The 14,668-nt window shown below is 69.1% G+C and carries 7 protein-coding genes and 1 pseudogene; 6 read left to right on the top strand and 2 right to left on the bottom strand.

Annotation, left to right across the window (positions count from 1 at the left end):
- Positions 1–3 precede the first annotated feature (3 nt).
- Positions 4–1,617 carry a DUF885 domain-containing protein gene (locus OVA31_RS22220; protein ID WP_267628703.1) on the bottom strand — a complete coding sequence of 538 codons (1,614 nt, stop codon included), beginning with the start codon at positions 1,615–1,617 and terminating at the stop codon, positions 4–6.
- Positions 1,614–2,483, bottom strand: coding sequence for a neutral zinc metallopeptidase (locus OVA31_RS22225; protein ID WP_267628704.1), 870 nt, complete (start codon positions 2,481–2,483; stop codon positions 1,614–1,616). The genes OVA31_RS22220 and OVA31_RS22225 overlap by 4 nt, the downstream gene beginning before the upstream one ends.
- Positions 2,484–2,722: 239 nt before the next feature.
- On the opposite strand from OVA31_RS22225, the gene aspS reads away from it, so the two are divergent.
- The 6 genes and pseudogenes from aspS to OVA31_RS22255 all read left to right on the top strand — a co-directional run bounded on the left by aspS (position 2,723) and on the right by OVA31_RS22255 (position 14,657).
- On the top strand, positions 2,723–4,543 hold the full coding sequence (aspS, locus tag OVA31_RS22230; RefSeq protein WP_267628705.1) for an aspartate--tRNA ligase: 1,821 nt from the start codon (positions 2,723–2,725) through the stop codon (positions 4,541–4,543).
- Between the two features lie 121 nt (positions 4,544–4,664).
- Positions 4,665–8,141, top strand: a complete 3,477-nt coding sequence (locus OVA31_RS22235) for a DUF2126 domain-containing protein (protein ID WP_267628706.1) — start codon at positions 4,665–4,667, stop codon at positions 8,139–8,141.
- The gene (locus OVA31_RS22240) at positions 8,138–10,894 is read left to right on the top strand and encodes a circularly permuted type 2 ATP-grasp protein (protein WP_267628707.1); all 2,757 of its coding nucleotides are present in this window, start codon (positions 8,138–8,140) and stop codon (positions 10,892–10,894) included. The genes OVA31_RS22235 and OVA31_RS22240 overlap by 4 nt, the downstream gene beginning before the upstream one ends.
- Positions 10,891–11,886: a transglutaminase family protein gene (locus OVA31_RS22245; RefSeq protein WP_420714102.1), complete on the top strand. Its 996-nt coding sequence runs from the start codon at positions 10,891–10,893 to the stop codon at positions 11,884–11,886. Before OVA31_RS22240 ends, OVA31_RS22245 begins: the two co-directional genes overlap by 4 nt.
- 199 nt (positions 11,887–12,085) lie before the next feature.
- Positions 12,086–13,246, top strand: coding sequence for a hypothetical protein (locus OVA31_RS22250; protein ID WP_267628708.1), 1,161 nt, complete (start codon positions 12,086–12,088; stop codon positions 13,244–13,246).
- A gap of 9 nt (positions 13,247–13,255) precedes the next feature.
- Positions 13,256–14,657 (top strand): annotated as a pseudogene (locus tag OVA31_RS22255) (replication-associated recombination protein A).
- Positions 14,658–14,668: the final 11 nt, after the last annotated feature.

Consider the following 14,668-nt stretch of genomic DNA (forward strand, 5'->3'; position numbering starts at 1 on the left):
GGTTCAGGTGCGGGTGAGTTCGTCGGCCAGCACATCGAGCGACACACCGCCGAGGGCGAGCGCCTCTGCGTGGAAATCCTTCAGGGTCCACTCCGGGTGGGTGGCGCGCGCCGCGGCGCGGGTCTGCTCCCACACTCGTTGTCCGAGAGCGTACGACGGAGCCTGACCGGGCCAGCCGAGGTAGCGGTTGAGTTCGAACGCCAACACCGCCCGGTCCATCGCGACCGAGCCGGTGAGCAACTGCCAGGCCTTGTCGGCGTCCCAGGTGCCGCCGCCGAGACCCGCAGGCGCGGGCAGCCCGCAATGCACGCCGATGTCGACGATGACGCGGGCGGCCCGCAGTCGTTGCGAGTCGAGCATGCCCATCCGGTCACCGGGGTCCTCGAGCCAGCCGAGTTCGCCCATCAGGCGCTCGGCGTAGAGCGCCCATCCCTCGCCGTGACCCGACGTGAACGAGGCCAGTTTCCGCCACGCATTGAGATCGTCGGCGACGATGGCCGAACCGAGCTGCAGGTGATGTCCGGGGACGCCCTCGTGGAAGACCGTCGTCGTCTCCTGCCAGGTGTGGAAGACGGTCTGCTCCGGGGGAACCGACCACCACATCCGGCCGGGACGGGCGAGATCCGCGCTCGGCTGCGTGTAGTAGATGATCCCTGTCGACGACGGGGCGAGACGACACTCGAGGCGGGTGAGCCGGGCGGGTATGTCGAAATGCGTGCCGGCCAGCCCCTCGACGGCCCGATCCGAGAGATCCTGCATCCACCCGACGAACGCGTGACGGTCCTCGATGGCGTACTGCGGCAACGTGTCCAGATGGGCCAGCGCCTCGCGCACGTCACCGCTGGGAACGAGGCCGCGGGCGATGGCGGATTGCTCGTCGACGATGGCGGCGAGGTGAGCGGGCAGGAACCGCAGGTAGCGTTCCCGGCCGACGGCATCGGCGGACGTCGCGCCGGTCATCACCTCGGTGCGCAGAACTGCGGCCAGCGCGTCGAAGGAGGCGGCGGCGTCGTCGAGAGCCGTTCGCAGTGGACCGGCGAGAGCCGGGTCGTCGGCGAGGGCGGTGGTATCGGCAGCGATGGCCGCGGCCGCGCCCCGGGCCTGGTCGGCGACGAGCCTCACCTGTCGTCGTGTCGCCGGCGGGCCGTGCGCGGTGCGGTACCGCAGACCGTCGATCACGGTGTCCACACATCCTGGGACCGCCTGCAGGCGCGCGAGGAAGATCTCCCGCGCTTGCGCCGAATCCGTCGGCATGAGGTCGAAGACGTCGCGGATCGCCTGCAGCGGCGACGCGATCACGTTGCACTCGCCGACACGTTCACCGGCTTCGGCCAGGGCGATCTCCCGCCGAAGCGACGCCGTCATGGTCGCCACGGTCACCCGGTCGACGTCGTCGGTCACGGGTGCGTCGGCCAACGCGTGCACCGTGGTGCGTGCCTGCGCGGCGCGCGCCGCACAGGCGTCGGGGGAGAAGTCGGTCAGCAGGTGATCGTGTCCGGCGATGCCGATCTCGGTCGCGAAGAGCGGATCGAGCCGGGCCTGGTCGGCGAGATGGTTCTCGGCCAGGCGGTCGACCGGGGTCGGGAGGCGCTCGGCGCCCGATGCCTGGGCGCTCACAGATCGTTGGTCGCGAACGTGTCGCACTGCCGCGGGTCACCGGACCGGTAACCGATGGTGAACCAGCGCGAGCGCTGCTGGGCCGAGCCGTGGGTCCAGCCCTCGGGGTTCGAGTTCGCGCCCCCGATGGTGTCGTCGCCGATCGCCTTCGCGGTCTGGATGACGCTCGCGATCTGTTGCTGGGTCAGCGGCTCGAGCATCGCGTCCGGTCCCTTGTCGGCGTGATAGGCCCACACGCCGGCGAGACAATCGGCCTGCAGCTCCACGCGCACCGACCCCGACAGCGGGCCCTGCGAGCCCATCCGATTGCCCTTCTGCAGCGCGCCGGTCAGGTTCTGGACGTGATGGCCGTACTCGTGGGCGACCACGTACTCCTGCGCGAGCGGTCCGTTGCTGCCGCCCATCTGCTCGAGCTGGGCGAAGAACGACGGGTCGATGTACACCGTCTGGTCGGCCGGGCAGTAGAACGGGCCGGTCGCCGACGTCGCCGCGCCGCAGCCGGTGCTGACCGATCCCGTGAAGATCTTGGTCTCGGGTGGCGTATACCCACGCATCTCCGCCGACCACACCTTGTTGAGGCTGTTCGTGGTCGCCACGATGCGGCAGATGGAGTCGGTATTCGCCTTCTCGATGGTGCAGGACTGGATGTGGTCGTCGAGCTCGGACGCGTTCTGGCTGCTGACGGTGTCGCCGCCGAGGCCGGAGCCACCGGTGATCGAGCCGGGGTCGATGCCGAAGAACAACGCGACCAGAGTGATGATCAGCCCGGCGCCTCCGCCGAGCGCGATTCGACCGACACCGCCGCCTCCGCCGCCACCGCCGGAGACGCCGCCGGTGTCGAGTGGACCGTCGCCCTGAAAAACCATGTCGCTCCTTGTCCCGGCTCGATACCGTCCCACGCCCACAGCCGGTGTGAGTCGGAGTTCGGCACGGTCGAGCTTATTCGCCGACGCGCCGGTGGTGACCTGATCGGACCCAATGCCGGGTTCGTGTCGTCGGTGCCGATCCCTCGCGGGAGGCCGGGATGGCCGGGTGCAGGTCGGCCGAGGTCACGAAAGTAGGATTGGCCCAGATTCACCACGTATCCGCTTGGGAAGGACACTGAGTGCTCCGCACGCATCTCGCCGGTTCGCTTCGCCGCGCCGACGCCTCGCAGACCGTCACCGTCGCCGGTTGGGTCGCCCGTCGTCGCGATCACGGAGGCGTGGTCTTCATCGATCTGCGCGACAGCTCCGGACTGGTCCAGGTCGTCTTCCGTGACGAGGCCGTCGCGGAGGCGGCCCATCGACTCCGCGCCGAGTTCTGCGTGGCGGTCACGGGCGTCGTCGAGGAACGGCCCGCCGGTAGCGAGAACCCGAACCTGTCGTCGGGCGAGATCGAGATCAACGCAGTGGGCCTCGAGGTGCTGAACGCCTCGGCGCCGCTGCCCTTCCAGCTCGACGAGGCACCCGGCGAAGAGGCCCGTCTGCACTACCGGTACCTCGACCTGCGTCGCGAGGGACCTGCCCGCGCCTTGCGATTGCGTTCCCAGGTGAACGCGGCGGCCCGCGGCGTGCTCGCCGACCACGACTTCGTCGAGATCGAGACGCCGACGCTGACGCGCTCGACGCCGGAGGGCGCCCGCGACTTCCTGGTGCCCGCACGCCTGCAGCCGGGCACCTTCTATGCCCTGCCGCAGAGCCCGCAGCTGTTCAAACAGCTCCTGATGGTCGCCGGGATGGAGCGCTATTACCAGATCGCGCGCTGTTATCGCGACGAGGATTTCCGTGCCGACCGGCAGCCGGAGTTCACCCAGCTCGACCTCGAGATGAGCTTTGTCGATCAGGACGATGTGATCGCGCTCGCCGAGGAGGTACTGGCGGCCCTGTGGAAGTTGATCGGTGTGGAGATCACCACCCCGATCCCGCGCATCACCTACGCCGACGCGATGCGGCGGTACGGATCCGACAAGCCGGATCTGCGGTTCGAGCTCGAACTGGTCGAGTGCACCGACTATTTCGTCGACACCCCGTTCCGGGTGTTCCAGGCGCCCTACGTGGGTGCGGTCGTGATGCCGGGTGGGGCGTCGCAGCCCCGCCGCCAGCTCGACGCCTGGCAGGAATGGGCGAAGCAGCGCGGCGCCAAGGGGCTGGCCTACGTGCTCGTCGGTGACGACGGCGAACTCGGCGGCCCGGTCGCCAAAAACCTCTCCGACGCCGAACGCGCCGGACTCGTCGCCCACGTCGGGGCCGAGCCGGGTGACTGTGTCTTCTTCGCCGCCGGACCGGCCAAGGCGCAGCGCGCTCTGCTGGGTGCCGCCCGCGGTGAGATCGCATCGCGTCTCGGCCTCATCAAGGACGATGCGTGGGCGTTCACCTGGGTTGTCGACGCGCCGCTGTTCGAGCCGGCCGACGACGCGACCGCGAGTGGTGACGTCGCCGTCGGTTCGGGCGCCTGGACCGCGGTGCACCATGCGTTCACCGCGCCCAAGCCCGAGTCGCTGGACGCGCTGGAGACCGATCCGGGGTCGGCACTGGCCTACGCATACGACATCGTCTGCAACGGCAACGAGATCGGTGGCGGGTCGATCCGTATCCATCAGCGCGAAGTGCAGGAGCGCGTGTTCGAGATCATGGGCATCGGCCACGACGAGGCAGAGGAGAAGTTCGGCTTCCTGCTCGACGCCTTCGCCTACGGCGCGCCCCCGCACGGCGGGATCGCATTCGGCTGGGACCGCATCACCGCCCTGCTGGCGGGGGAGAACTCGATCCGAGAGGTGATCGCGTTCCCGAAGTCGGGCGGTGGAGTCGATCCGCTCACCGACGCCCCTGCGGCGATCACACCGCAGCAGCGCAAGGAGTCGGGGATCGACGCCAAGCCGGTGGTCCGGAAGCAGGCGGACACCGACGCAGAGGGCGTGGCGGCGGAAGCGGGCGGCGGCGCCTGACCGCGGCTCCCACGGATTCCCGGTACGTCTCGCCCGGAAGCCGTGGGCGGCATGGCAGGCCGTGGGTGACCCTGCCCGCATATCCGGCAGCTGGTCGGTATCTGTGATGTGATTTCACACCATGACGATCAAGGTGGCCCTCGAGCATCGCACGAGTTACGCATTCGATCGCCCGGTCAAGATCTTCCCGCATGTGGTCCGTCTGCGACCCGCTCCGCACTCGCGTACGCCGATCGAGGCGTACTCGCTGAAAGTCGAACCGGCCGAACACTTCCTGAACTGGCAGCAGGACGCGTTCAGCAACTACATGGCGCGGCTGGTGTTCCCGGAGCCGGCCACGATGCTCTCCATCTCGGTGAGCCTGGTCGCCGATCTGACCGCGGTCAATCCGTTCGACTTCTTCATCGAGGACTGGGCTGAGGACTTCGGTTTCTCCTATCCCGACGACCTCCGCACCGACCTGGAGATCTTCCTCCGTTCGGTCGGGGTGACCGAGGGCGAGTTCGTCGGCGCGCCGGTCCATCCGTCCGTCGCTGAGTTCGCCGCGGAACATCGGCCACCGGGCACCGTCCGGATCATCGACTTCCTGGTCGGCCTTAACCAGGCGGTCCGCGATGCTGTCGGGTACACGGTCCGTCTGGAGACGGGTGTGCAGACACCCGAGTACACACTGTCCAGCGGCATCGGGTCCTGCCGTGATTCGGCCTGGTTGCTCGTTGCGCTGCTGCGTGAGCTGGGCCTGGCCGCGCGGTTCGTCTCCGGGTATCTGGTGCAGTTGACGTCGGATGTGAAGTCGATCGACGGACCCTCGGGCCCGGACGCCGACTTCACGGATCTGCATGCCTGGACCGAGGTCTACCTGCCGGGAGCCGGATGGGTGGGCATGGACCCGACGTCCGGTCTGTTCGCAGGCGAGGGGCACATCCCGCTTGCCGCGACGCCGAGCCCCGGTGGCGCAGCACCGATCTCCGGCGCGACCGGACCCTGCCACGCCACGCTGGACTTCGCGAACACGGTGACCCGCTTCCACGAGGACCCGCGGGTGACGTTGCCGTACACCCCCGAACAGTGGGATCGGGTGGTCGATCTCGGCGCGGCCGTCGACGCCCGGATGGCCCGCAACGACGTCCGACTCACGATGGGCGGCGAACCGACCTTCGTGTCGATCGACAACCAGACCGACCCCGAGTGGACCACCGCCGCCGACGGCCCGCACAAACGACTGCTGGCGTCGCGGCTCGCCGAGCGACTGCGCGGGACCTACGCACCCGCCGGCCTGGTGCAGCGCAGCCAGGGCAAGTGGTACCCGGGTGAACCGTTGCCGCGTTGGCAGATCGCACTGATGTGGCGGACCGACGGCCTGCCGATCTGGCGTCGTCCCGAACTCCTCGCCGATCCGTGGGCGACGCAGGAACAGGCCGCAGCGAGCATCGAGGTGGAGAGCACCGGTGCCGGCGAGCGCGCGACGGTCGGTGCTGCCGACGCCTCGATCGCCGAGACGCTGTTGACCGCAGTGGCCAAGGCGATCGGGCTGCCGACCACACAGGTGATGCCCGCCTACGAGGATCCCCTGGTGCGGTTGGGCGAGCTGGCGGCGCTCCCACCCGGTGATCCGGGCGCGGACCCCACCGTCCTGACGGCCCGCGGTGCGGCGCTGGCGGCCGCCGCGGCCGAGGCCGACGACGAGACCGATCTCACGCCACCTGCGGATTCGGGCGACGCTCGCAGTGCCTTGCTGGAGCGTCTGGACGGTGCGATCACCGAACCGACCGCTTTCGTCCTGCCGCTCAGTCGTTCCGAGGACGAGACGGCGTGGCAGAGTGCCCGGTGGACCACGCGCCGTGGCCGTCTGGTGCTGACCCCGGGAACGTCGCCCGCGGGTCTGCGGCTGCCGTTGAACTCCCTGTCGTGGGGGCCGGCCCCGACCATGTTCGAGGTCGATCCGTCCGTCCGGGCCGGCGCGTTGCCCGCCGACCCGGCCGCTGAACTCGGACTCATCGTCCGCGACGTCGATCCGGCCGCGTTCGTGCCGCGATCCGCCGTGGTCGCCGAGGTCCGTGGCGGGGTGCTCGCCGTCTTCATGCCGCCACTGGCCGCGCTTGAGGAGTTCCTGGCGATCATCGAGTTCGTCGAGGACGCGGCGGCCGCCATCTCGACACCCGTGGTCATCGAAGGCTATGGGCCGCCCTCGGATGCGCGGCTCACCACGCTCACCGTCACACCCGATCCGGGCGTGATCGAGGTGAACATCCAGCCGACCGCCAGTTTCGCCGAGCAATCCGCGTTGCTCGACGATCTCTACGATCACGCGCGGCACACCCGGCTCGGCACCGAGACCTTCGACCTCGACGGAAGTCACGGCGGTACCGGCGGCGGCAACCACATCACGCTCGGCGGGACGACCCCCGCCGATTCGCCGATGCTGCGCCGTCCGGACCTGTTGGTGTCGATGCTGACGTACTGGCAGCGGCACCCGTCGTTGTCGTATCTCTTCTCCGGGAGGTTCGTCGGGACCACGTCGCAGGCACCGCGGGTGGACGAAGGCCGCGAGTCCGCTCTGTACGAGCTGGAGATCGCGTTCTCCGAGATCGACCGGCTGGGCGTGAAGGGCGACGGTGTCGGAGGTGTGGAGGCCCCGCCGAATCCGTGGGTGACCGACCGTGCTCTGCGACACCTGCTGACCGACATCACCGGCAACACCCATCGCTCGGAGTTCTGCATCGACAAGCTCTACAGTCCTGACTCGACACGAGGACGTCTCGGTCTGCTCGAACTCCGTGCGTTCGAGATGCCGCCGCACCACCGGATGGCGATGGTGCAGTCGCTGCTGGTGCGGTCGCTGGTGTCGTGGTTCTGGGAGCACCCGCATCGCGGCAGGCTCATCCGGCACGGTGGCGATCTGCACGGCAAATACCTTCTGCCGCACCACATCATCGGTGACATCGCCGCCGTCGCCGAGGACCTGCGGCAGGCAGGCTACCCGTTCGACACCGCATGGCTCGACCCGTTCACGGAGTTCCGGTTCCCTCGGCTCGGTACGGTCTCGATCCGCGACCACGAGGTCGAACTCCGAGGCGCGATCGAGCCGTGGAACACGCTCGGCGAGGAATCGACCGGTACCGGGACGGCGCGGTACGTCGACTCGTCGATCGAACGTGTGCAGGTGCGGGTCCAGGGTGGTGAGGACGACCGTTTCCTGTTGACGTGCAACGGTTTCCCCATTCCGTTGAGTCCCACCGGCCGCACCGGGGAGCGGGTCGCGGGCATCCGGTTCCGCGCCTGGCAGCCGCCCAGCGCGTTGCATCCTTCGATCACCATCGACACCCCACTCACGTTCGACCTGGTCGACACGGTCGCAGGCCGGTCGGTTGGCGGTGCGACCTACCACGTCGTCCATCCGGGTGGCCGCTCGTACGACCGGCCCCCGGTGAACGCGGTGGAGGCGGAATCGCGCCGCAACGGACGCTTCGAGGCCAGCGGTCACACCAGCGGCTCGGTCGACATCGGGCTCCTCCGGGAGCGGCAGGCCCGGCAGGCCACCGATACCGGGGTACCGGCGATCCTGGATCTGCGCCGGGCACGTACAGTTCTTCGGTGATCGTTTCGTCGGGCAGCCCGGCCGGGAATCGACTGCCCGGGGTCTTCGACGGGTACCGCCCCGACGGCTCCGCATTGTTCGATGTCGAGGGGTTGTCCCACGGCACGGCAGCGCAGGCGCCCTACGACGAGATGCTCGACAGCAGTGGCGTGACCAGGCCGGCCTGGACGGATCTGGTGTCCGGGTATGCGGCGCGTGGCGATGAACGCCTCAGGGGTGCCGCGGCGCGCCTGGCCACCGCGGTCAGCGACGAGGGCGTCATCTACAACGAGTTCGACGGCGACCAGACCGTCGCACGGGACTGGCAGGTCGATCCGGTCCCGCTCGTCGTCGACGGGGTGGAGTGGACGGAGCTGGAGAAGGCCGTCATCCAGCGGTCGATGTTGCTCGATCAGCTGCTGCGGGACATCTATCGCGACCAGAAGACGATCCGCCGTGGCCTGGTCCCACCGGAGATGGTGTTCGGCCACCCCGGCTACATCCGGAAGGCGGCCCGGCTGGAGGTCGCCGGTCCGCACGCGTTGTTCCTGCATGCCCTGGATCTCGGTCGGACGTCCGACGGCAGCTTCGAGGTGTATGCCGACCGCACGCAGGCGCCGTCGGGCATCGGCTTCGCGATGGTCGACCGCAGACTGCTCTCCCGGACGTTCCCGCAGCTGTTCCAGACCGTCGCGCCGCGACCGATCGCGACGTTCGCGGGCACTCTGCGGCTGGCTCTCTTCGACTACGCCCCACCCGGCGTCGACGATCCCACGGTCGCGGTGCTGAGTCCTGGAAGCATGTCCGAAACCGCCTTCGACCAGGCATATCTGGCATCGTTACTGGGGTTCCCCCTTGTCGAGGGCGACGACCTGACGGTGCGTGACGGCGCCGTCTACATGCGGTCGCTGGGCAAGTACAAGCGGGTCGACGTGCTGCTGCGGCGGATCGACGCCGGTTATGCGGATCCGCTCGATCTGCGTACCGACTCCCGGCTCGGCGTCGCCGGTCTGGTGGAGGCCATCTCACGCGGCACCGTCACGGTGGTGAACACCCTCGGCAGCGGGGTGCTCGAGAACCCGGCGCTGCACACGGTGCTGGACGAACTCGCACCGGTGCTGCTCGACGAGGACCTCGCGCTGCCGTCGGTACCCACGCTGTGGGCCGGCGATGACCTGCAGCGCACCAAGATCCGCGCCGATCTCGGCGAGCTTGTGCTGTCGAACTTCGCCACCGACGAAGAGGTGATCGCCCCGATGCTCGATACCGCGAGGCGTGCCGATCTCCTCGCCCGGATCGAGGCACACCCGTGGCAGTGGGTGGCCCGGACGCTGCAACCCGTCTCGATCGCGCCGACGATGACGCGGGGGCGCACCACCTCGGATCGTCCGGGGGTGCTCCGTGCCGCACAGGTCGGGGTGCGTGCCTTCAGCGTGGCTCAGGGGCCGACCTACGCGGTGATGCCGGGTGGACTGGGGATGGTGCTCGCCGACGGTGTGGCCGGTGCGGCGCAGCGGACGGTGTCGGCGAAGGACGTCTGGGTGACCAGCGCCGACGTCGGCGGACATGTCTCACGGAAGTCGGGCACCCGATCGGCGGCCGCCGAGGAGATGGCCGCGCCGCGGCCCGGGCGGACTCCGCGCACCGCCGCGTACTACGACGTCGCCGCGGCCGCGAGTCCCCGCGTCCTGGCCGACCTCTTCTGGTTCGGGCGCTACGGCGAACGGACGGAGTCGACGACGCGCCTGGCGAAGGTGGCGCGCGAGCGCTATCAGGAGGTGCAGTACCGCCCGTGGATGAGCGGATCGGCGGCGGTGCCCTTGGTGCTGCATGCGGTGGCGCGGGTGACCGGTACGTCCCTCTATCTCGGGACCGCCGACCTCGCCGCGGAGCCCGGCGACACGCCGGCCGCGCCGGAGCGGGTCAACGAGGCCATCGCCAAGATCACCGATCTCACCATCACGCGCTCGGTGGCCGGGACCATCGCCCACTCCGCCGATCGGCTGGTCGCGACGGCCCGGGCGGTCCGCGATCAGATGTCGACGAGCACGTGGATGGTGCTGGCTCCGGTCGAACGGGCGATCGAGGAACTCGGTGCGCAGGTGCGCGGCGCCCGCGACGCGGCCGATCAAACCTCCGTCGCCGGTGACACGACATTGGATCTGGGCTCCGACCTCGGCCATGCGCACGACGAGGTGCTGCACGGTGTCCTCGCGCTCGCCGGTCTGCAGGCCGACTCGATGGTGCACGACGCAGGCTGGTTGTTCATGGACATCGGCCGGCGTATCGAACGGACCATCGCCCTCGCCGACCTCACCGTGGCGTTGTTCGTCGTGGCGCAGGACCGTGAGGTCGAGCAGGCGCTCCTGGAGTCGTTCCTGGTCGCCAACGAGTCGTCGGTGATCTACCGCAGGCGCAATCGCGGGCTCTATCGATTCGACGCCGTCGGTGGTCTGCTGTTCTTCGACGAGACCAACCCCCGGGCGATGATCTACCAGCTGACACGGATGCATGACGATCTGACCGCGCTGCCGGACGAACTGCGCTCGGCCGGCTCCGAACGGATCGTCGAGGAGCTGATCGCGGAGCTGCGTCGTTCCGATCCGGAAGACCTCGCCGCGGTCGACGCGACGGGTCGCCGGGCACAGCTCGGTGAGTTGATGACCGCCCTGGGTGCCGGAGCGCGAGACCTCTCCGACGTCCTGACGCGGACCCGGTTCGCCTCGCCCCGCCAGGCGCAGCCGATCTGGGGCGGGGGAGGTGACGGCGTATGACAGCACCGGAACCAGCGGTGGAACCGACCTCGGAACGCGCCGACGTCATCGACGGTCACCGGCGTCGCTACCGGGTCATGCATCGCACGTCGTACACCTACGATGACGTGGTCTCGTCGTCGTACGGCCGCTGCTACCTCACCCCTCGCGAGCTGCCACATCAGCGGGTGCTGTCGGCCGGGGTGACCATCGAGCCCGAGCCCGACGACTGGTCCACCGGGGTGGATGTCTACGGCAACGGTGATTCGTACTTCCACGTCCGGTCCAACCATGACGAGCTGGTCGTCACTGCGACCTCGGTCGTCGAGGTCGATCCACCCGACCCGGGGATGCTCCTCTCGCCTGCGGCACTCGGTCCGTGGGAGCAGGCCCGTCCGTCGGCGGTCGGTGCCGCGGGTGCCGGTGCGGTCGAGTTCGTCCTCGACCTCACGCCTCCGGAGATCACCCCTGCGGTGGCCGGCTACGCGGCGGAGGTGTTCCGGCCCGGCCGGCCGCTGATCGAGGCCGTCACCGACCTCACCACCCGGATCTTCCGGGAATTCACCTACAAATCGGGATCGACGGCGATCAGCACCCGCGTGGACACCGTCCTGGAACGGCGCATGGGGGTCTGCCAGGACTTCGCCCGTGTCGCCATCGCCTGCCTGCGTTCGGTCGGACTCGCAGCGCGTTACGAGTCGGGCTACCTGGCCACCGACCCGCCGCCCGGTCGGGAACGGATCTTCGGCGCGGACGCGAGCCACGCGTGGGCGGCCGTGTGGCTGCCCGGTGACCGTTGGCTGGCCTTCGACCCGACCAACGACAAACTCGTCGACGAACGACACGTGACAGTGGCGTGGGGTCGCGACTACGACGATGTCCCGCCGTTGCGCGGGGTCATCTACACGGAGTCGAAGAAAAGCCGGATCGAGGTGTCGGTGGACGTCAGCCCGATCGGTGCCGACGATGTGTCCGAGATCACCGAGGGGTCTTCGGGAACGGACGCCGACTAGCCTCACCGGGCCATTCGGGCCGGGTCGCCCGAACGGATGACACCCACCGGCGTCGGGCTGGACCTCGACCTGACCCTTGTTGTGCGAGACGGGATCTGACATCTGCCGAGGTGGGCGCGATTTACCAGTGGCAAATGCATTGCAGATGGATGAAGAGTCGTGACGCCGTGATCGGCGATTGGGTACGTTGGTGGGTGACATGACGGTAATCACTGAGAGTCGCATCGCCGGTGTGGTGCGCGCGGCCGAGACAGTTCTCTCGCATCGGGCCGGTTCCCCCGTCACCCTCGCAGACCCCGAAGACCTCGGGGGTAGTGGTCGCACCGTCGTGGTGCGGGCGCGGGTGGCGGTCAATCCTCTGTCGATGGATCGCACCTTGGTGATCAAGGCACTGCCTGCCGACGAGGACCCCCGTGCCTTCCATCGCGAACTCGCCTCCTACAAGTACGCCACCGCGCTGCCCACCGAATCCCGTCCGGGACCACAGCTCATCGCGTCCGACCCCGACGTGCGGGTACTCGTCCTCACCGACCTCGGGCACGGACGCTCACTGACATCGCTGTTGTCGGGCACCGACGTCGTCGAGACGTCGCACGCGGTCAGTGCCTGGGGGCAGGCACTCGGCCGTATGCACGCGGCGACGGTCGGCGGTGAGATCGACTTCCTCGCCATCCTGCGTCGTGGGGCGAAGGGCACCGATGACGTGGATGTCCTCGGCGAGGCCGCCGAGCGGGCGGTCGAGGACGCGCCGGGCCTGACCGAGAGCCTCGGTGTCGAACTGCCCGATGACGTCGCGAAACGGCTGACGATCGCCTGCGGTCTGTTCGCCGACGGTGATCACCGGGCCTTCAGCCCTTCGGACGTCGGCGCGGAGAACATCCTGCTCAACGACGAGGGCGTGCAGTTCATGGACTACGAGTGGGGCGGTTTCCGCGACGCCACTCTCGACATCGCGTATGCCCTGGTCACTTTCGGTGCACAGTTGTCGCACGTCAACGTCGACCACCGCGCCGACCTCGAGATCGCGATGGTCGACGCGTGGCGTTCCGAGGTCTATCCCATCTGGCCGGGCCTCGGTCACGACGGTGAGGCGACCCGCAAGATCACCACCGCCCGGCTGTTGTGGACGTGGCTGTCGACAGTGTGGATGCTGCCCGACGAGGGTGCCGCGTCTGTCGAGGACCGACATCCCGGCCACGCCGGTCAGACCCACGACTGGGCGCTGCACACCAACGATCCCCGCGTCGTCGTCGCGCGCTGGGCGGATCTGTCGGCCGCGGCGGTCCGGGCAGGCGAAGCGGAGATCGCCGAGTTCGCGTCCCGGCTCGGTGCCGCGCTGCAGCGCACCTGGCTCACCTGACGGCGCGCCGTGGAAGGGCTGTTCGACCCACCGACGGCCGCCCCGGGTCCCGGCTCGGGCGGCCTCGCGTCACCTCCCGGCGCACACGCACCATTGGCGGTGCGGATGCGCCCGGAGTCGCTCGACGAGATCGTCGGCCAGCAGCATCTGCTGGGCCCCGGGTCGCCGTTGCGACGCCTCATCAACGGCTCCGGTGCGGCATCGGTGATGCTCTACGGGCCGCCCGGCACCGGTAAGACGACGATGGCCGCGCTGATCTCCCGGGCCACGGGAGGTCGGTTCGAGGCGCTCTCGGCGCTGTCGGCCGGCGTGAAGGAGGTGCGTGCCGTCATCGACGTCGCGCGGCGGCGGTTGATCGAGGGGCAGCAGACCGTGCTGTTCATCGACGAGGTCCATCGGTTCTCCAAGACACAACAGGACGCGTTGCTGGACGCGGTGGAGAACCGCATCGTGCTGCTGGTGGCGGCGACCACGGAGAACCCGTCGTTCTCGGTGGTCGCGCCGTTGCTGTCCCGGTCACTGGTGCTGCAGCTGCGATCTCTCTCCGACGACGACATCCGGGAGGTGCTGCGTCGTGCCGTGGCCGACCCGCGCGGGCTCGACGGGCGGGTCGAGGTCAGTGACGCGGCGATGGACCACCTCGTCGCGGTCGCCGGTGGCGACGCGCGTCGGGCCCTGACCGGACTGGAGGCCAGCGCGGATGCGGCGCTGCGCGGCGACGACGAGGACGTCGCGGGACCAGACGGCCACCGTCCCGTGCTCGACGTGACCGAGGTGGAGGCGGCCATCGATCGCGCCGCGGTGCGCTACGACCGTGACGGCGACCAGCACTACGACGTGACCAGCGCATTCATCAAATCCATCCGAGGCTCGGATGTCGATGCCGCGCTGCACTATCTGGCTCGGATGATCGTCGCGGGCGAGGACCCACGATTCATCGCCCGTCGCCTGATGATCCATGCCAGCGAGGACATCGGCATGGCCGACCCGACCGCCCTGCAGACGGCCGTGGCCGCCGCCCAGGTGGTGGCGTTGGTCGGGATGCCGGAGGCAAAACTGGCCCTCACCCAGGCCACCATCCACCTGGCGACCGCCCCCGAAATCGGGGGGAGTCGTCTCGGCCATCGGCGCCGCGATCGCGGATGTCGAGGCCGGGAAATCGGGGGCGGTTCCCGCGCATCTCCGAGACAGCCACTATGCCGGGGCCAAAGGCCTGGGCAGCGGCATCGGCTATCGATACCCGCACGACGATCCGGACGGGGTGGTCGCCCAGCAGTACGCGCCCGACGAGCTGGTCGGGGTCGACTATTACCAGCCGACCGATCACGGGTTCGAACGAGAGATCGGCGCCCGACTGGGCAAGTTGCGGTCCATCGTGCGGGCCGCGGTCTCCCGTTCGCGGCGACGATAGGCCTCGCAGGC

It is taken from the genome of Gordonia sp. SL306, from assembly GCF_026625785.1.
Classification (GTDB): Bacteria; Actinomycetota; Actinomycetes; order Mycobacteriales; family Mycobacteriaceae; genus Gordonia.

Bases quoted from the DNA above. Each gene is read 5' to 3' on its own strand.
- OVA31_RS22225 (WP_267628704.1), bottom strand. From the start codon at position 2,483: ATGGTTTTTCAGGGCGACGGTCCACTCGACACCGGCGGCGTCTCCGGC.
- OVA31_RS22235 (WP_267628706.1), top strand. From the start codon at position 4,665: ATGACGATCAAGGTGGCCCTCGAGCATCGCACGAGTTACGCATTCGAT.
- OVA31_RS22250 (WP_267628708.1), top strand. From the start codon at position 12,086: ATGACGGTAATCACTGAGAGTCGCATCGCCGGTGTGGTGCGCGCGGCC.
- OVA31_RS22245 (WP_420714102.1), top strand. From the start codon at position 10,891: ATGACAGCACCGGAACCAGCGGTGGAACCGACCTCGGAACGCGCCGAC.